Below are 18,231 nucleotides of genomic sequence, written 5' to 3' on the forward strand. Positions count from 1 at the left end.
GCGTCCGGTCGGGGGGGCGAGAGACCGGATCTACTCGTCGCCGTGTGGGACGGTCGACGGCACCGCGTCCCCGACTCGTCGCCGCGTCGGACGACCGTCCCCGGCTCGCCCCCGGCTCGCCGCCGCGTCGGACGACCGTCGCCGACTCGCCCCCGGCTCGCCGCCGCGTCGGACAACCGACGCCGGCGAGTCCCCGACTCGTCCCCTACTCGTCGTCCTCGTCGTCCAGCCGGGCCAGCCACGTGGCCAGCCGCTCCACCGGTACCTCGAAGTCGGGATTGAGATCGACGAACGTCCGCAGCTGCTCGGCGAGCCACTCGAAGGTGACTTCCTCCTCGCCGCGCCGCTTCTCCAGTTCCTCGATGCCACGGTCCGTGAAGTACATGCCCCCAAGGATAAGTGCGCGCAAACGGCCGGGCCGCACCCCCGAAGCGGGGATGCGGCCCGGCCGTACACGACGCGCGAGGGCGACTTACGCCTCGAACACCTCACGCACCAGCTGCTCCTGCTCCGCCTGGTGCCGCTTCGCGGAACCCACCGCCGGGGACGAGCCGTGCGGGCGGGAGATGCGCCGCAGCCGCTCGCCGTGCGGGACGTCCGCGCCGACCGCCAGGTCCAGGTGGTCGATCAGGTTGAGCGCGATGAACGGCCAGGCACCCTGGTTCGCCGGCTCCTCCTGGACCCACAGGTACTTCTCGGCGTTCGGGTACTTCTTGATCTCCGCCTGGAGCTCGGCACCCGGCAGCGGGTACAGGCGCTCGATGCGGATGATCGCCGTGTCCGTCACGCCGCGCTTCTGACGCTCGGCCTCGAGGTCGTAGTAGACCTTGCCGGCGCAGAAGACGACCTTCTTGACCGCGGCCGCGTCCACCGACGCGTCGCCGATGACCGGCTGGAACTGGCCCGTCGTGAACTCCTCCGCCTTGGCCGCCGCCGCCTTCAGGCGCAGCATCGACTTCGGCGTGAAGACCACCAGCGGCTTGTGGTGCGGGTTGTGCACCTGCCACCGCAGGAGGTGGAAGTAGTTCGACGGCGACGTCGGCATGGCGACCGTCATGTTGTTCTGCGCGCACATCTGGAGGAAGCGCTCCGGGCGGGCCGAGGAGTGGTCCGGGCCCTGGCCCTCGTAGCCGTGCGGCAGGAGCAGGACGACACCGGAGGTCTGCGCCCACTTCTGCTCGGCCGACGAGATGAACTCGTCCACGACCGTCTGCGCGCCATTGACGAAGTCGCCGAACTGCGCCTCCCACATCACGAGCGCCTCGGGGCGGGCCAGCGAGTAGCCATACTCGAAGCCCATCGCCGCGTACTCGGAGAGGAGGGAGTTGTAGACGTTGAGCCGCGCCTGGTCCTCGGAGAGGTACTGCAGCGGCGTGTACTCCTCGCCGGTGCTGCGGTCGATGATGACCGCGTGGCGCTGGCCGAACGTACCGCGCTGCGAGTCCTGGCCGGCCAGGCGGACCGGGACGCCCTCCAGCAGGAGGGAACCGACCGCGAGGGTCTCGCCCATGCCCCAGTCGATGGTGCCGTCCTCGACCATCGACGCCCGGCGCTGCAACTGCGGCAGCAGACGCGGGTGGACGGTGATGTGGTCGGGGATGTTGACCTGGGACTCGGCGATCCGCTTGACGACCTCCGTGGTCACCGCGGTGTTCACGGCGACCGGGAACTCGGCCTGCGGGTCCGTGGACTCGATCGTGCCCGGCTGGGACGTGGCCTCACGGACCTCCGTGAAGACCTTCTCCAGCTGGCCCTGGTAGTCCTGGAGCGCCTGCTCGGCCTCTTCCAGGGTGATGTCGCCGCGACCGATGAGGGACTCGGTGTAGAGCTTGCGCACCGAGCGCTTCTTGTCGATCAGGTCGTACATCAGCGGCTGGGTGAAGGCCGGGTTGTCCGACTCGTTGTGACCGCGACGGCGGTAGCAGATGAGGTCGATCACCACGTCCTTGTTGAACGCCTGGCGGAACTCGAAGGCCAGACGGGCCACACGGACCACGGCCTCCGGGTCGTCGCCGTTCACGTGGAAGATCGGGGCCTCGATCATGCGAGCCACGTCCGTCGCGTACATGGAGGAACGCGAGGACTCGGGGGCCGCGGTGAAGCCGACCTGGTTGTTGATGACGATGTGGACCGTGCCGCCGGTGCGGTAGCCGCGCAGCTGCGACATGTTCAGGGTCTCGGCCACCACGCCCTGGCCCGCGAAGGCCGCGTCGCCGTGGATCGCCACCGGCAGGACGGTGAAGTCCGTGCCGCCCTTGTTGATGATGTCCTGCTTGGCGCGCGAGACGCCCTCCAGGACCGGGTCCACCGCCTCCAGGTGCGAGGGGTTCGCGACCAGGGAGACCGCGATCTGCTCGCCGTCGAGACCGGTGAAGGTGCCCTCGGCGCCCAGGTGGTACTTCACGTCGCCGGAGCCGTGCATCGACTTCGGGTCGAGGTTGCCCTCGAACTCGCGGAAGATCTGCGCGTACGACTTGCCGACGATGTTGGCGAGGACGTTCAGGCGGCCGCGGTGGGCCATGCCGACGACGACCTCGTCCAGGCGGGACTCGGCGGCCGAGTCCAGCACCGCGTCCAGCAGCGGGATGACGGACTCGCCGCCCTCCAGGCTGAAGCGCTTCTGGCCGACGTACTTCGTCTGCAGGAAGGTCTCGAAGGCCTCCGCCGCGTTCAGCCGGCGCAGGATACGCAGCTGCTCCTCGCGCTCCGGCTTGGTGTGCGGGCGCTCCACGCGGTCCTGGATCCACTTGCGCTGCTTCGGGTCCTGGATGTGCATGAACTCGATGCCGGTGGTGCGGCAGTACGAGTCGCGCAGGACGCCGAGGATGTCGCGCAGCTTCATCATCGACTTGCCGGCGAAGCCGCCGACGGCGAACTCGCGCTCCAGGTCCCAGAGCGTGAGGCCGTGCTCGGTGATGTCCAGGTCGGGGTGCTTGCGCTGCTGGTACTCCAGCGGGTCGGTGTCGGCCATGACGTGGCCGCGGACCCGGTAGGAGTGGATCAGCTCGAAGACGCGGGCGGCCTTCGTGACGTCGTCGTCGTGCGACGCGTCGATGTCCTTGAGCCAGCGGACCGGCTCGTAGGGGATGCGCAGCGCCTCGAAGATGTCGTCGTAGAAGCCGTTCTCACCGAGGAGGAGGTTCGCGACGATCCGCAGGAACTCGCCGGAGGCGGCGCCCTGGATGACCCGGTGGTCGTAGGTCGACGTGAGCGTCATGACCTTCGAGATGCCGAGCTTGTTCAGCGTGTCCTGGGACGTGCCCTGGAACTCGGCCGGGTAGTCCATGGAGCCGACGCCCATGATCACCGACTGGCCGGGCATCAGACGCGGCACGGAGTGCACGGTGCCGAGGCCGCCGGGGTTGGTCAGGGAGACCGTCACACCGGTGAAGTCGTCCATGCCCAGCTTGCCGTCGCGGGCGCGGCGGACGATGTCCTCGTAGGCCTGCCAGAACTCGAAGAAGTTCAGCGTCTCGGCCTTCTTGATGCCCGCGACCACGAGCTGGCGGTCGCCGTTGGGCTTGACCAGGTCGATCGCGAGGCCGAAGTTGACGTGCTCCGGCTTGACCAGGGTCGGCTTGCCGTCCTTCTCCGCGAAGGAGTAGTTCATCGACGGCATGGCCTTGATGGCCTGCACCATCGCGTAGCCGATCAGGTGCGTGAAGGAGATCTTCCCGCCCCGGGCGCGCTTCAGGTGGTTGTTGATGACGATGCGGTTGTCGAAGAGCAGCTTCACCGGGACCGCGCGCACGGACGTGGCCGTGGGCACCTCCAGGGAGGCGTTCATGTTCTTCGCGACCGCGGCGGCGGGGCCGCGCAGGACGATCTGCTCGGGGCCCGAGGGGGCCTCACCGGCGGGCTCGGCCTTCTTCGCGGCGGCCGGCTTGGCGGCCGGCGTGGCGGCCGGCTTCGTGGCCGGGGCGGCCTGCGCCGGAGCGGGGGCCTGGGCCGGTGCCTGTGCGGCGGGCTTCGCCTGGGCCGGAGCCGGGGCGGGAGCCGGTGCGGCGGCGGGCTTCTCGGCCGCCGGGGCGGGGGCCTGGGCGGGAGCGGCCGGAGCGGCCGCCTGAGCGGTGGTGGTCCCCGCGGCCCCCGCGGCCGCGGTACCCGCCGGAGCCGGGGCGGCGGCCGCCCCTGGCTTGTAGTCGGCGAAGAAGTCCCACCAGGCTCGGTCTACCGAATTCGGGTCCTGGAGGTACTGCTGATAGATCTCGTCGACGAGCCACTCGTTGGCACCGAACGACGCGGCAGGGTTCTTCCCCGCTTGGTCGGTGTCGGTCGAGATGCTCGAGTTACTGGGGGACTGTGGCGACACGGCGGCAACCGCCCTCTTCCGCTTCACAAGATGATGGACAGCGGGAATCAAGGCTACGCCCCCTCGAGGGGGAAGGTCAGGTCGGGCCCGTGCAACGTCGTGCAAGTCACATCTGGAACTGTGTTTCGGGGCTTGAAATGGCGGGAAACAAGCGTGGTTCCGCTTCAGGAGGGAAGAGCGGGGCACGGCCCCGGGCGCCGATGGCGCGGGCCTGTGCCTGATCACACGTGTCCGTCAGCGCGGACGCCCGTGGATCTTGTGACTCCGCTTCGAACTTTACGTCAATTTGGCAGAGATGACAGTCCCGGAAGAGTGACAAGAATCCGGCAACCCCGCTCGGATTCGGCCACTCCGATCCGGCCCCCGTGCAGGTCCACCGCCCAGCGGGCGATCGCCAGACCGAGTCCCGTGCCGCCGTCACTGCCCGGCCCCTGCGGCCGCTTGGCGCTGCCGCGGTTGAACCGCTCGAAGACGCGGTGCCATTCGGACTTCGGAATGCCGGGCCCCTCGTCCAGAACTTCCAGCTCCAGCGACTCCGGCAGGGCACCGCGCCGCGCCTTGACCGTCACCCGGCCGTGCGGGGGGCTGTGCTTGACCGCGTTGTCGATGAGGTTGGCGACGACCTGGTGGATGCGCTCCGGGTCGGCGTGCGCGGTCAACTCCGGTGGATGGACGTCGAGGTGCAGATGGACGTCCGTACGGGTGTGACTGCCCGAGCCGGTCGCGATGCCCGCGCGCACGGAGGCGACCATGTTGGCCTCCTTGAGCACGCCGGACAGATAGGGCCACACCTCGAACCGCCGCTGTTTCAGCGGTACGACGCCGTTGTCCAGGCGGGACAGGTCCAGCAGCGTCTCCACCAGCCGCCCGAGGCGCTCGGTCTGCTTCAGCGCCGTGCGCATCGTCTCCGGGTCGGCCTGCGTGACCCCGTCGACGATGTTCTCCAGCACCGCGCGCAGACCCGCGATGGGCGTGCGCAGCTCGTGCGAGACATTCGCCACGAGTTCCTTGCGCTGGCTGTCCTGGGCCTCCAGCTCGTCGGCCATGGCGTTGATCGTCACGGCCAGGTCGCCCAGCTCGTCACGGCGGTTCTCCCGCGTGCGGCGGGTGTAGTCGCCCTGGGAGATGGAGCGGGCCACCGCGGTCATCTCGTCCAGCGGTGCGGTGAGTGAATGGGCCACGAACTGCGTAATGAGAAGTGTGGCGATCATCGAGAAGACCGTGATGAAGCGCAGTTCCGTCTTGGTGTGCACCGCGATCACCGACAGGCCCGTGGTGATCAGCACCGAGATGACGACGAGCGCGCCCAGCTTGGTCTTGATCGAGAACGGGCTCACCCCGCCCCAGGGATCCGGCTCCCCGGGGATTCTCCGTCCGGCCGGCCCACCGCTCATGGAGTCGGGGTCTCCAGGGCGTAACCGACGCCGTGCACCGTGCGGATCCGCTCGGCGCCGATCTTCCGGCGGAGCGCCTTGATGTGGCTGTCGACCGTGCGGGTGCCGGAGGCGTCCGCCCAGTCCCAGACCTCGGCGAGCAGCTGCTCACGGGAGAGCACCGCACGCGGGGTGTTCGCCAGGCACACCAGCAGGTCGAACTCGGTGGGCGTCAGGTGAACGTCCTCGCTGCGCACCCGGACCCGGCGCTGCGCGTGGTCGATCTCCAGCTCGCCGAGGCGCAGGATGCCGGAGCGGGGGGTGGCCGCCGCGATGGCGGCCCGCTCCACCCGGCGCAGCAGGACGTGCACGCGCGCCGCCAGCTCCCGCATCGAGAAGGGCTTGGTCATGTAGTCGTCGGCACCGACGCCGAGCCCGACCAGCATGTCGGTCTCGTCGTCGCGCGCGGTGAGCATCATCACCGGCACCGGGCGGGCGGCCTGCACGCGCCGGCAGACCTCAAGGCCGTCGAAGCCGGGCAGCATGATGTCGAGAATCAGCAGGTCGGGCTGCCACGCCTCGGCCGTGTCGACCGCGGCCGGACCGTCACCCGCCGTTTGCACGAGGAATCCCTCGGCCCGCAGGCGGGTCGCGATGGCGTCCACGATCGTCGCGTCGTCCTCGACCACCAGGACCCGGCGCTGTGCGCCCGGAGTAGCCGTCGCCGAACCGTTGTGGGAGGTCTGTGTCTGCTCCATCGCCCGCCCCTGGGGTGTGCTTTCCCGGAATCAGTGGGGTGATTCCTTCTGACTGGCTATGCCTGCGCATGGTTGCGATTGACGCTTGAATGATCGGCGTCAGAGGAGCAGCGTACGGGGAGTCAGCACGCCTTTGCTATCCAGGGCGGATGCCGAGATGCACGACGTCCGGAACGCCCCGGGCAACCGGGATCTCTTCGGTACGCACCCGCTGGAACCCGGCATTCCGCAAGGTTTCCTCGAATTCGGCAGACGGTTGGGCGGACCAGACGGCGAGAACCCCACCAGGTCTCAACACCCGCGCACAGCTTGCCAGTCCGGCTTCCCGGTAGAGATTTCCGTTGCCCTCGGTGACGGTCCAGTCGGGTCCGTTGTCGATGTCGAGGCACAGGGCGTCGTACGTGTCGGATGTCTCATTGACGTGTGCGACGAGATCGGCCTCGACGATTTTCGCGCGGGGGTCCGCCAGGGCCGGGGCGGAGAGCGCCGAGAGCGGGCCGTCGCGATGCCATTCGACGATCGCGTGCTCGCGTTCCACCACCGTGATCCGTCCCCAGCGCTGGTCCGCCGCGGCGTGCGCGAGGGAGAAGCCCACGCCGAGTCCGCCGATCAGGACGTGGGGGCGGTCCCGGCCGTCCAGGGCGTCCAGGGCGGCGTCGACCAGCAGCCGCTCCGAGCGGCCGTCGGAGGTGTCCATCAGGAAACAGCCGTTGGCGATGATCTCCAGCTGGTCGCCGTGCCGCCGCAGCACCACCTCACCGTGCGGGCCCTCGCGACGGTCCAGGACCTCGGGAATGTCGTACGAGCTAGGCATGGGGGCATCCTGGCAGGAGTGGGCGCAGTGGCGCCCGTCAATTCGCCGAGGGCCCGAGGGCCCGAGGGAGGACGCGGGACGGGGCTTTCGGGTTGCTGTGAATCGGCTTCCGCGTGGCGCAGGTCACAGACAGTGCGGTGTCGGGAGCGAAGGCTGGGACATGACGGAAGGAGTGCCCGTTTTGGAACGCACCGCGCCGCCCCGCGAGCCGGCCACACCCCCGCCGGTGGACGCGCCCCTCTCCGACGTGTCCGGGCTGCTCGACGGGATGCCGCGGCAGCGGAGCCCCAAGGGAACGGCGGTCGCGGGAGCAGGGGAGCCCGCCCCGGCGGCAGTGCCCCGTTCCCGGACGCTCCGCCCCTGGCTGCTGCTGCCCACCCCCACGGGCACGCCGTTCACCTTCGGCTACGCGACGCTCCTCTGCCTCACCTCGCTGATCGCCGCGTACGCGGACCCGGCCCTGGTGCACGCCCTGCTCCAGGGCTCCAGTACGGACATGGCGCACCTGGTGCGCACGCCGGAGCTGGTGCTGATCGGCAGCGCGCTGTGGGTCGCCGGCGGGGTGACCTCGCCGTTCGCCATCGCCTTCGTGCTGGTGCTGACCGCGCTGGAACGGCGGATCGGGGGCCTGCGCACGGCCGGGGTCTTCCTGCTCGGGCATGTCCTCGCCACCCTCGCGACCGAGGTGCCCGTAGGGCTCGCGGTGCTGGCCGGGCATCTTCCCGACAGCTCCCTGCACCGCCTCGACTACGGCGTCAGCTTCGGTGTCGCCGCGGGCATCGGCGCCCTGGCCGGTCTGCTGCCGCTGTGGCTGCGCCTGCCGCTGCTGGCCGGCTTCGGGTGGATGCTGCTCCAGGACCTGCTCGCCTTCGCCGACCCGATGACGAACTGGGGGCACCTCATCGCCCTGGGTGTCGGGCTCGTGACCTGGCCGGTGGTCCGGCGCTCGTATGCGGCCCGCTCTCGCCCGGCCAGGGTCTGACCGCCGGGCCCCTCAGGCCCGAGCGGAGGTCGGCGGGTCGTGCTTCGCGCTGGTCAGCAGGGCCGCCACCTCCCAGCCGAGTGCCTCGTAGAGCCCTCGCCCCGCGGGAGTGCCGGCCAGGACGCCGGTCCGCGCCCCCTGGTGGACGGCGGCGTTCTGCAGCGTCCGCATGACGACGCTGCCCAGACCCTTGCGGCGATGGCCGGGGGCCGTCTCGACCTGGTCGACGACGGCGGTCACGCCCGTCGGGGCGATCTGGCCGCGTGCCGCCAGGGACCCGTCCGGCGCGGCCACCATCACGCGGGTCACCCCGCCGCGCGACCACTCGCGCAGCCGGTAGCCCTCGGGGGCGGCCGGAGCGCCGTCCGGCGCCAGCGGAACCCTCATCAGGAAGCCGGGCTCGGGGTCGATCCACCAGCCGTCGTCCAGCCAGCCGGCGACCACCGACGGATCCCGGAACGCCTTCAGCCACACGCCCTGCCCGGTCACCGCCCCGGCCACCTTGCGCACGGTCGTCTCGTCGAGACCCTCGTCCGTCGCGCCGAACACATGCCGCGTGACGTGCCCGTACGTCCCCATGTCGATGGTCCAGCCCCATGGCTCGGTCACGGGCGGAGCCGCCCCGCGAGACACGACCCACCCGTTCACCCATGCCTGCACGGTCTCGTCCACGCCCGCCCCCTGTAACGGCTGATTAGCCCTAGTGGCTCTTACATCCCGGAGCCTACGCGTCCTCCCGTTCCCGGCGTCATGAGTGATCGCTGACAGCGAACAGCGAGGGGGGAACATCCGGACCCGCTCAAGCATTGAGTCGGCATAGCTCAACTTGACTGCCGAAGGGGAGATCATGGCTTCGACGTCCACACCGCTCACCCTGCCCGTGCTGCCGCTCGACGGCGAGGTCGTGCTGCCCGGCATGGTGGTCCCGCTGGACCTGAGCGACTCCGAGGTCCGTGCCGCGGTGGAGGCCGCTCAGGCCGCTGCCCGGACAACACCCGGAAAGCCCCGGGTACTCCTGGTGCCACGCATCGACGGGACCTACGCGAACACCGGTGTCCTCGGCACCGTCGAGCAGGTCGGCCGGCTGGCCGACGGCGATCCGGGCGCCCTGATCCGCGGCCGGAGCCGGGTGCGCATCGGCGCGGGGACCACCGGTCCCGGTGCCGCCCTCTGGGTCGAGGGCACCAGCGTCGACGAGACCGTGCCGGAGCCCCTGCCCGGTCATCTCGCCGAACTGGTCAAGGAGTACAAGGCCCTCGCCACCGCCTGGCTGCGCAAGCGCGGCGCCTGGCAGGTCGTCGACCGGGTGCAGGCCATCGACGACGTCTCGGCGCTGGCCGACAACTCCGGCTACTCGCCGTTCCTGACCACCGACCAGAAGGTCGAGCTGCTGGAGACCGCCGACCCGGTGGCCCGGTTGAAGCTCGCCACCCAGCAGCTGCGCGACCACCTCGCCGAGCAGGACGTGGCCGAGTCCATCGCCAAGGACGTCCAGGAGGGCGTCGACAAGCAGCAGCGCGAGTTCCTGCTGCGGCGTCAGCTGGAAGCCGTCCGCAAGGAGCTGCGCGAGCTGGGCGGCGAGCAGGAGGGCGAGGAGTCCGACGACTACCGCACGCGCGTGGAGGCCGCCGACCTGCCCGAGAAGGTCCGCGAGGCCGCACTCAAGGAGGTCGACAAGCTGGAGCGGTCCTCCGACCAGTCGCCCGAGGGCTCCTGGATCCGCACCTGGCTCGACACGGTCCTGGAGATGCCGTGGAACGAGCGCACCGAGGACGCGTACGACATCCGGGGCGCCAAGGCGGTCCTGGACGCGGAGCACTCCGGTCTCGAGGACGTGAAGGAGCGGATCACCGAGTACCTGGCGGTGCGCAAGCGGCGTGACGACCGGGGCCTCGGCGTGGTCGGCGGGCGGCGCGGCGGTGCCGTGCTCGCGCTCGTCGGGCCGCCCGGCGTCGGCAAGACCAGCCTCGGCGAGTCCGTCGCCCACGCCATGGGCCGCACGTTCGTGCGCGTCGCCCTCGGCGGCGTCCGCGACGAGGCCGAGATCCGCGGCCACCGGCGTACGTACGTCGGAGCCCTGCCGGGCCGGGTCGTCCGGGCCATCAAGGAGGCCGGGTCGATGAACCCGGTCGTGCTCCTCGACGAGATCGACAAGGTGGGCTCGGACTTCCGGGGCGACCCGGCCGCCGCCCTCCTCGAAGTCCTCGACCCGGCGCAGAACCACACCTTCCGGGACCACTACCTGGAGGTCGAGCTGGACCTGTCGGACGTCGTCTTCCTCGCGACCGCCAACGTGTTGGAGGCGATCCCGGAGGCGCTCGCCGACCGGATGGAGATCGTCCGCCTGGACGGCTACACCGAGGACGAGAAGGTCGTCATCGCCCGTGACCACCTGCTCCCGCGCCAGCTGGAGCGGGCCGGACTCGGCAAGGACGAGGTGACCATCGACGAGGGCGCGCTGCGCAAGCTCGCCGGTGAGTACACGCGCGAGGCGGGCGTGCGCACCCTGGAGCGGTCCGTCGCGCGGCTGCTGCGCAAGGTCGCCGCCCAGCACGAACTGGGCGAGCGGAAGCTGCCCTTCACCGTCCGGGACGAAGACCTGCGCGACCTGATCGGCCGACCGCACCACGTGCCCGAGTCCGCCCAGGACCCGGCCGAGCGGCGGACGTCCGTGCCGGGCGTGGCGACCGGGCTCGCGGTGACCGGGGCCGGCGGTGACGTGCTGTTCGTCGAGGCGTCGCTGGCCGACCCGGAGACGGGCGCGGCCGGGCTGACCCTGACCGGTCAGCTGGGCGACGTGATGAAGGAGTCCGCGCAGATCGCGCTCAGCTTCCTGCGCTCCCGCGGCGCCGAGCTGGAGCTGCCGGTGGGCGATCTCAAGGACCGGGGCGTGCACATCCACTTCCCGGCGGGCGCGGTCCCCAAGGACGGCCCGAGTGCCGGCATCACGATGACCACCGCCCTCGCGTCCCTGCTCTCCGGCCGGCTGGTCCGCACCGACGTGGCGATGACCGGCGAGGTCTCGCTCACCGGGCGGGTCCTGCCGATCGGCGGTGTGAAGCAGAAGCTGCTCGCCGCGCACCGGGCCGGTGTCACCACGGTGATCATCCCCAAGCGCAACGAGCCCGACCTGGACGACGTCCCGGCGGAGGTGCTGGACAAGCTCGACGTCCACGCCGTCACCGACGTCCGCCAGGTTCTGGAGCTGGCGCTCGCGCCCGCCACCGCGGGCGCCGAGCCGGAGGTTCCGGTCGCGGCGTGACGGGCGTGACCGGACAGGGGAGGCCCGGGTTCCCGTGTGGGAGGCCCGGGCCTTCACCATGTGGTGGCCCTGTGGACACGGACGCCCTGACCTGCGGAATACTTGCCGAACTGCGGTGATCACGGCAGGTGGCGGAAAATCCAGGTACCGGAACTCTCACGACCGGGCGACGACCGAGGCAGGGGCTGACGTGCACGAGGGCGGCAACGACGACGGACACCGGGACGCCGGTCTGGCCGGAAGCGGTGTGGACCAGCCTGCCTTCCTGGCGCTGGAGCGCGAGCTGACCGTGCTGCTGCGGCGGGCCCGGGCCAGTCAGGGCGAGATGGCCCGCGAGGTCCACCCCGACCTGGAGTCGTCCGCGTACGGCCTGCTCGTCCGGCTGGACGAGTGCGGGAAGCAGCGGGCCACCGAGCTCGCCGCCTACATCGGGGTCGGCAAGGCGACGATGTCCCGCCAGCTGCGCGCCCTGGAGGACCTCGGGCTGGTCGCGCGTGAGCCCGACCCCGCCGACGGACGCGCCTGGCTCGTCGCCCTCACCCAGGAGGGGCACGACCGCGTCCGCCGGGTCCGGGAGGCCCGCCGCGCCCGCTACGCCGGCCGCCTGGCCGACTGGGACTCCCGCGAGGTCACGGAACTGGCCCGGCTGCTGAACCAGCTCAACCGCGGTATGGAGAAGTAGGCCGGGCGAGCGTCCAGGGCCTGTCGTGTGGATCAGGCCCTAGAACTCGACGTACACGGCCGTCGCGTCGTCGTGACGCTTGCTCCGGCCCAGGAAGGTCACCGCGGCGTCCGACCTCTCCAGAGCCCGGACGCGGTCCACCAGTGCCTGGGGACCCTCCTTGCGGACCAGGTGGAAGCAGTCCGTCCAGTCGCCCTCCTCGAACCGCTCGACCCAGCGGGTCGCCCCGTCCGTCAGCGCGGCCAGGGCACGTACCTGACCGCGGGGCACCGACCCGGTCACCGCCCGGGCCGCCACCGAGGGGTCGGCCGCCGCCGTGAAGAAGCCGCCCTCCACGTTCCGGAGCGTGGCGTCCACCTGCGCGTCCGTCGCCAGCGCCGAGCGGGGGAGCAGGGCCAGACGGTCGTCGAGGACGGGGGTCACCACGCCGTCTGGGGACTCCAGCAGAAGAGCCGAGTCCGACAGGACCAGGTACTCCACCGTGTCCGGATTCCATCGGGCGGCGACCACCGTGGCCTGGGGAGTTCGAGGGTGAGAAAGGTCACAGGTTGCGGCGTGTGCCTCGGAGGTACGCGCGATGGCACGGGACAAGGCGTCGATCAGGGGAACATCCGAGAGTGAAACGGTCAGTTCGGTCAGTGCTCCACCGAGGCGCGCCGTGAACCAGGGGACGGAATGCAGACAGCCCGTCCCGGTCTTCGGTGGTGTGACCCCGTCCAGGACGACGACCGAACCGCCCTGTCCCGAGGCGGGTAGTCCGACACCGGCGAAGTCCTCGTTGGGGCGGTCGGCGTCTCCCGGCTCCGAGGCGAGTTCAGTACGCATCCAGCCAGTCTGCACGAGCCCTTCACGGTGTCCGCAAAAGACCGGCAATGACTGCCGGACCGGCGCGGTCGCGCAGGTCGGACGCCAGGTTTGGGATGGAATGATTTGTTCCGGGAAGGCGTGGTGGCGAATACTGCCACCGGCCGTCGCCGTCGTCCAACCGGCGTGCCGCGCAAGGCCGCTGCAAAGGCCGGCGGAACTTGCCTCTCAACTCCCGTCCGGGGTTCACTCCTTCGGGTGGCGGGTCAGGTGATGCGCGTGCGCTGCCCACCGGCGCTGGGAGGGTCGGGAAGTGTACCGGGAGTACGCACCAGTTGACGGAGCGTCATCCGGGCCCAAGGGTTCACGAGTCAGGAATGCGAGCACCGGTGCAGAAGACGCGGCCTCGTCGCACAGGCAAGCAGAAGGCCCCCGTTCAGGGAGCCGAGCCGACGCCGTCCACCGGCAAGGGTCGCCCCACGCACGTACGCAACCGGCTGATCGTCGCCGTGGCCGTGGTCGCCGCGGCCATCGCCGGTGCGGGCACGCCGTCCGTCCTCGCGGCCTCCGGACAACTCCACGACTCCCAGGAACTGGTGACGCTCGCGGAGCAGACGCAGGGCGCCCTCGCCCTCGCGCACTCCCTCGCCGACGAGCGTGACGACGTCACCTCCTACATCGCGGCCGGGCGCCCCAAGTCCAAGGCACCCTCCGAGCAGCGCAGCGCCCGCGTGGACCGGCAGGTCGAGGAACTGAGGGCCGACACCGACACGCCCGACTCGCTCCGCTCGGACCTCGACGGCATAGCGGCCGTGCGCCGGGCGGCACTCACCGGCAAGAGCAGCGCCCTCGAAGCGCACCAGGCGTACTCCACCGCCATCACCGAACTCCACGGCCTCGCCGAGCAGCTGGCGCAGCAGACGCCGCCGCGCGCGGGCGAGGGCGGATACGCCCTGGCCGAACTGGACTCGGCCGTCCAGCAGGCCGCCGCGGCCCGCGGGCTGCTGCTCGCCGCGCTCAGCGTGCCGCGCGGCACCGGGACGGTCGTCGACCCCGTCACCGGCCTGCCGACCGGGACCTCCACCTCCTCGGACGCCGACACCCGGCAGCGCGACGCCCTCAGCGCCGCCGCCCAGCAGGCCCGGCTGCGCTCCGACGCGGCGCTCGCCGACTTCCGCGGCACCGCGCCCAAGCCGGCCCGCGCCTCCTTCGACTCCACGGTCACCGGCACCGAGGTCAACTCCGCCGACAAGTACCTCGCCACCCTGACCGACCAGCCGACGCTCTCCCGCAGCGATCTCACCGCCAGCCCCAAGAAGCTCGACGCGGCCCTGTCCGCCCGCGTCGACCTGATGCGCGGCGTGGAGTCGGCCCTCTACGACCGGCGCACCAAGGACCTCGAGGCGCTGCGCGACGACGACGTCACCGCGCTGGAGATCCGCATCGCCGTCCTCGGCGCCCTCATGCTCCTCGCCGTCGGTGTCGCCACAGGCATGGCCCGCAGCCTCACCCGCCCGCTCGCGGTCCTGCGCCTGGGGTCCAAGCGCCTCGCCGAGGCCGACGACCCGGCGGCCGAGGAGCCGGTGAAGTTCACCGGCCGCAACGACGAGTTCGCCCAGGCCGTCCGCTCCGTCAACGCCCTGCACGCGCACGCCGCCGCCCTCACCGACCGGATCACCACGCTGGAGTCCGACCGCAAGCACCTGGTCGGCCAGCGCCAGAAGATGGCCGACGCGCGCGAGGAACTGCGCGGCGAACTCGCCGAGTCCGCCGCCCAGCTGGAGCGGCTGCGCACGGCCATCGGCGGGACGTTCGTCAACCTCGCCCTGCGCACCCTGGGTCTCGTCGAGCGGCAGCTCGCCGTCATCGAGAACCTGGAGGAGCGCGAGCAGGACCCGGACCGGCTCGCCACGCTGTTCAAGCTCGACCACTTCGCCACGGTCATGCGCCGGCACAGCGAGAACCTGCTGGTCCTCGCCGGTACCGAGCACGTCCAGCACGCCGCCGGGCCGGTGCCGCTGGTGGACGTCGTCCGTGCCGCGGTCAGCGAGATCGAGCGGTACGAGCGGGTCCGGATCGCCGCGCTGCCGCCGCACGCGCACATCGCCGGGTTCGCCGCGGACGACCTCTCCCACCTGCTGGCCGAACTCATGGAGAACGCCACCTCGTTCTCCCCGCCCGACCTGCCCGTCGAGATCTCCGGCTGGCTGCTGGAGAACGGCGAGGTCATGCTCTCCGTCCAGGACGAGGGCATCGGCATGACCGAGGACCGGCTGGAGCGTCTCAACTCCCGCCTCGCCGACTTCGACCCCGAGGCGCCCTACGACCAGGAGGGCGAGGACGGTCTCGGCCTCGGCCTGTACGTCGTCGCCCGGCTCGCCCACCGCCACGGTGTGCGCGTCCAGCTGCGCGAGCAGAAGCAGGGCGGTGTCGCGGCGGTCGTCGTCCTGCCGCGCACGCTGTTCGCCGCCGCCCCGCCCGTCACTGTCCCGGCCTCCGGCCCTCTCGCCGGCACGGCCCACTCCTACTCCTTCCCGGGCGCCGACGCCGAGGCCAACTCCAACGTCCTGCCCGGCCGCGCGACCGGCGACGACCCGCTGGTGGCCCTGGCGGAGAAGGCGGTGGCGGTACGGCAGGACGAGGCGGCGGACACCACCGAGGCCGATCCGGGAACGCCTGCCGACCCGGGGGCGACGCCCGTCGACCCGGGGGCGGTGCCCGCCGGGCAGCCTGCGCCGGCCGACCCGGCGATGTCTGCCGACCCGGTCGGAGAAACCGACTCGGCGGCGCCCGCCGACGGGGCCGCACAGGCCGCACAGGCCGCACAGGCCGCACAGGCCGCACCGGCGGGCGCCGCCGCCACGGACGCCCTTGCGGCCCGGGCGGAGCACGTCGACACGGATGCGTACACCGCCCCGGGGACGTACGCCGACCCGGTTGGGCCCGCTGAACGGGCCGTGCCCGCCGACCCGGAGACGCCCGCCGGGCCGATGCCGCCCGCCGACCCCGAGACGCCCGCCGGGCCGATGCCGCCCGCCGACCCCGAGACGCCCGCCGGGCCGATGCCGCCCGCCGACCCCGACGCCTCGGCCACCTCGGCCACGCACGCCGACTCGGTCGGGCCCGTTGACGCCGACCCGGTGACGCCCACTGGTCCGGTCGCGGACGCCGACCCGGATGCCGCCGCCGACCACGTGACGCACGCCGCCCCGTTGGAGTCCCCCGCGGAAACCACCATGGAGCTGTGGATTCCGGCGCAGCCGGGGGGATCGAACCCGGCCGGCTCCGAGGTCGGGCCGCACGGGTTGGCCGTGGACGCAGACGTGACCCGTACGGGCGGCCCGGACGCGGGCGAGGGGGACAGCCGCGAGCACGAGCGGGCGCCCGACGAGGAGGAGGACCGGGTCACCGACAAGGGCCTCCCCAAGCGCACTCCGAAGATCACTGCACCGACCACCGCCCCGCGCCAGCGCAGCGGCTCCGTCGACGCCGACGCCCTGCGCCGCCGACTCGGCGGGTTCCGCCAGGGCGCCCAGGCCGGCTACCGCGACGTGGAGGCGGAGATCGCCGACAGGACGGCCTCGCACCAGCGGCCGGCCACCGGCGCAGCAGGACCAGCTGTACCCGAAGAAGCCACGGGGGGCACAGTCGAGGAGGCAAGCAGTTGACCGCTCCCAGTACCTTCGGACTGATCGGACTGAGCAGTGAGGCCCGCAACCTGCACTGGCTGTTGACCAACCTCGTCGAGGAGGTCCCCGGCATCCTCTCGGTCGCGGTCGTCTCGTCCGACGGACTGCTCCTGCTCTCCTCCGACGACCACCGCAACAAGCAGGCGAGGGAAGCCCTTCAGGTCCGCGGGACCCGGCGTACGGGCCCGCGCGGCTCCGCGGCCGACCTGGCGACGATCGTCTCCGGCATCGGCAGCCTCACCGTCGGCGCCGCCAAGCTGATGGACTTCGGCGGGGTCCGGCACACGATGATCGCCATGGACGAGGGCAGCCTGTTCGTGATGTCGATCAGCGACGGCTCGCTGCTCGGCGTCCACGGCTCCGCGGACTGCGACATGAGCGTGGTGGCGTACCACATGGCCCTGTTCGTCGGCCGCGCCGGTCACGTCCTGACGCCGGAACTCCGCAGCGAGCTCCGTAAATCCCTGGAGGATTCCCAGACGACGGGGAGTGCCCGATGAGCAGCACGCCGAAGCATCACCTCCCGGTCCGCGGCGGTGACCGCAAACCCGCCCGGGTCCGCCCCTACTCGCTCACCGGCGGCCGCACCCGCTTCGGCCACGTCCTCCTCGTGGAGACGTTCGTGGCGAGCACGGCCGCGCTCGACGCCCCGGAGGAGCGCAAGGAACTGACGAACGGCAACCTCTCCACCCGCGTCATGCCGGAGCTGCGGGCCATCGTCGAACTGTGCCGCCGGATGCGTACGGTGGCCGAGATCGCCGCGCTGCTGAAGATGCCGCTCGGCGTGGTCCGCGTGCTCCTGAGCGACCTCGCGGATCAGGGAAAGATCCGTGTGTACGGAACGGGCACCGGCCATGGCACGGGCCGCCCGGACCGGGCTCTGCTGGAAAGGGTGCTGAGTGGACTCCGTCGTCTCTGACGCCGCTCACGGCGTCTCTGGTTCCTCCCCGTTCGTCCAGCCGGACGACAGCATGCACGCCTGGGAGACGGACCGCACCCGGGCCCCCATCGCCACGAAGATCGTGGTGGCGGGCGGCTTCGGCGTGGGCAAGACCACGCTGGTCACCGCCGTTTCGGAGATCACGCCCCTGCAGACCGAGGCGCTGATGACCGAGGCGAGCGAGGCGACCGACGACCTCACCGCCACACCGGGCAAGACCACCACCACGGTCGCCATGGACTTCGGGCGCATCACGCTCGACGACGACCTGGTGCTCTACCTGTTCGGCACGCCGGGCCAGCAGCGGTTCTGGTTCATGTGGGACGACATCGTGCGCGGCGCGATCGGCGCCGTCGTCCTCGCCGACACCCGCCGCCTGAAGGACTGCTTCCCGGTCCTGGACTACTTCGAGAGCTCCGGACTGCCGTACGTGGTCGCCGTCAACCACTTCGAAGGCAGCGAGCTGTTCGAGCCGGAGGACGTGCGGGAGGCCTTGACCATCCCGCAACACATACCTGTCATGATCATGGACGCGCGTCGCCGGATCTCCGTGATCGAGACCCTCCTGGCCCTCGTGGGCCACGCGCTCGACGAAACCCCCGAGTAGAGGACAGC

14 protein-coding genes are annotated in these 18,231 nt (G+C 71.3%); 7 read left to right on the top strand and 7 right to left on the bottom strand.

Annotation, left to right across the window (positions count from 1 at the left end; translation table 11 throughout):
- Positions 1-205: 205 nt before the first annotated feature.
- The 5 genes from QOL88_RS26550 to QOL88_RS26570 form a co-directional block, all read right to left on the bottom strand.
- A complete protein-coding gene (locus QOL88_RS26550; protein WP_003992906.1) occupies positions 206-385 on the bottom strand; it encodes a DUF6104 family protein in 180 nt (59 codons plus the stop codon).
- 87 nt (positions 386-472) lie between these two features.
- Positions 473-4,312: a multifunctional oxoglutarate decarboxylase/oxoglutarate dehydrogenase thiamine pyrophosphate-binding subunit/dihydrolipoyllysine-residue succinyltransferase subunit gene (locus QOL88_RS26555; protein ID WP_097220358.1), complete on the bottom strand. Its 3,840-nt coding sequence runs from the start codon at positions 4,310-4,312 to the stop codon at positions 473-475.
- Between the two features lie 281 nt (positions 4,313-4,593).
- Positions 4,594-5,706 (bottom strand): HAMP domain-containing sensor histidine kinase, encoded by a 1,113-nt coding sequence (locus tag QOL88_RS26560; protein ID WP_097220361.1) that lies wholly within the window; start codon positions 5,704-5,706, stop codon positions 4,594-4,596.
- Entirely contained in the window at positions 5,703-6,443 is a 741-nt protein-coding gene (locus QOL88_RS26565; protein WP_030851757.1) for a response regulator transcription factor, read from the bottom strand. Before QOL88_RS26565 ends, QOL88_RS26560 begins: the two co-directional genes overlap by 4 nt.
- Before the next feature lie 136 nt (positions 6,444-6,579).
- The gene (locus QOL88_RS26570) at positions 6,580-7,257 is read right to left on the bottom strand and encodes a spermine/spermidine synthase domain-containing protein (protein WP_097220364.1); all 678 of its coding nucleotides are present in this window, start codon (positions 7,255-7,257) and stop codon (positions 6,580-6,582) included.
- Positions 7,258-7,438: 181 nt separating this feature from the next.
- Here QOL88_RS26570 and QOL88_RS26575 point away from each other — a divergent pair, with 181 nt between their 5' ends.
- The gene (locus tag QOL88_RS26575) at positions 7,439-8,239 is read left to right on the top strand and encodes a rhomboid-like protein (RefSeq protein WP_097220367.1); all 801 of its coding nucleotides are present in this window, start codon (positions 7,439-7,441) and stop codon (positions 8,237-8,239) included.
- Between the two features lie 12 nt (positions 8,240-8,251).
- Here QOL88_RS26575 and QOL88_RS26580 read toward each other — a convergent pair whose 3' ends face one another.
- On the bottom strand, positions 8,252-8,911 hold the full coding sequence (locus tag QOL88_RS26580; RefSeq protein ID WP_097220370.1) for a GNAT family N-acetyltransferase: 660 nt from the start codon (positions 8,909-8,911) through the stop codon (positions 8,252-8,254).
- A 175-nt stretch (positions 8,912-9,086) separates the two neighbouring features.
- On the opposite strand from QOL88_RS26580, the gene lon reads away from it, so the two are divergent.
- A complete protein-coding gene (gene lon / locus QOL88_RS26585; RefSeq protein ID WP_097220373.1) occupies positions 9,087-11,501 on the top strand; it encodes an endopeptidase La in 2,415 nt (804 codons plus the stop codon).
- A gap of 190 nt (positions 11,502-11,691) precedes the next feature.
- Positions 11,692-12,183, top strand: coding sequence for a MarR family winged helix-turn-helix transcriptional regulator (locus QOL88_RS26590; protein WP_097220374.1), 492 nt, complete (start codon positions 11,692-11,694; stop codon positions 12,181-12,183).
- A gap of 39 nt (positions 12,184-12,222) precedes the next feature.
- On the opposite strand, the gene QOL88_RS26595 is transcribed toward QOL88_RS26590, so the two are convergent.
- Positions 12,223-13,008 (bottom strand): protein phosphatase 2C domain-containing protein, encoded by a 786-nt coding sequence (locus tag QOL88_RS26595; RefSeq protein WP_097220378.1) that lies wholly within the window; start codon positions 13,006-13,008, stop codon positions 12,223-12,225.
- Between the two features lie 368 nt (positions 13,009-13,376).
- Here QOL88_RS26595 and QOL88_RS26600 point away from each other — a divergent pair, with 368 nt between their 5' ends.
- The 4 genes from QOL88_RS26600 to QOL88_RS26615 are packed head-to-tail and all read left to right on the top strand — an operon-like array spanning position 13,377 to position 18,223.
- Entirely contained in the window at positions 13,377-16,655 is a 3,279-nt protein-coding gene (locus QOL88_RS26600; protein ID WP_097220381.1) for a sensor histidine kinase, read from the top strand.
- Positions 16,652-17,176, top strand: coding sequence for a roadblock/LC7 domain-containing protein (locus QOL88_RS26605; protein ID WP_097220383.1), 525 nt, complete (start codon positions 16,652-16,654; stop codon positions 17,174-17,176). The genes QOL88_RS26600 and QOL88_RS26605 overlap by 4 nt, the downstream gene beginning before the upstream one ends.
- Positions 17,173-17,595, top strand: coding sequence for a DUF742 domain-containing protein (locus QOL88_RS26610; protein ID WP_097220385.1), 423 nt, complete (start codon positions 17,173-17,175; stop codon positions 17,593-17,595). Before QOL88_RS26605 ends, QOL88_RS26610 begins: the two co-directional genes overlap by 4 nt.
- Positions 17,576-18,223 (top strand): GTP-binding protein, encoded by a 648-nt coding sequence (locus QOL88_RS26615; protein WP_097220388.1) that lies wholly within the window; start codon positions 17,576-17,578, stop codon positions 18,221-18,223. Before QOL88_RS26610 ends, QOL88_RS26615 begins: the two co-directional genes overlap by 20 nt.
- The last annotated feature ends 8 nt before the right edge of the window (positions 18,224-18,231 follow it).

Source organism: Streptomyces sp. Ag82_O1-12 (genome assembly GCF_900182715.1).
Lineage (GTDB): Bacteria > Actinomycetota > Actinomycetes > Streptomycetales > Streptomycetaceae > Streptomyces > Streptomyces massasporeus.

Coding starts and splice junctions, on each gene's coding strand:
- QOL88_RS26550 (WP_003992906.1), bottom strand. CDS start 385: ATGTACTTCACGGACCGTGGCATCGAGGAACTGGAGAAGCGGCGCGGC.
- QOL88_RS26560 (WP_097220361.1), bottom strand. CDS start 5,706: ATGAGCGGTGGGCCGGCCGGACGGAGAATCCCCGGGGAGCCGGATCCC.
- QOL88_RS26565 (WP_030851757.1), bottom strand. CDS start 6,443: ATGGAGCAGACACAGACCTCCCACAACGGTTCGGCGACGGCTACTCCG.
- QOL88_RS26570 (WP_097220364.1), bottom strand. CDS start 7,257: ATGCCTAGCTCGTACGACATTCCCGAGGTCCTGGACCGTCGCGAGGGC.
- lon (WP_097220373.1), top strand. CDS start 9,087: ATGGCTTCGACGTCCACACCGCTCACCCTGCCCGTGCTGCCGCTCGAC.
- QOL88_RS26595 (WP_097220378.1), bottom strand. CDS start 13,008: ATGCGTACTGAACTCGCCTCGGAGCCGGGAGACGCCGACCGCCCCAAC.
- QOL88_RS26610 (WP_097220385.1), top strand. CDS start 17,173: ATGAGCAGCACGCCGAAGCATCACCTCCCGGTCCGCGGCGGTGACCGC.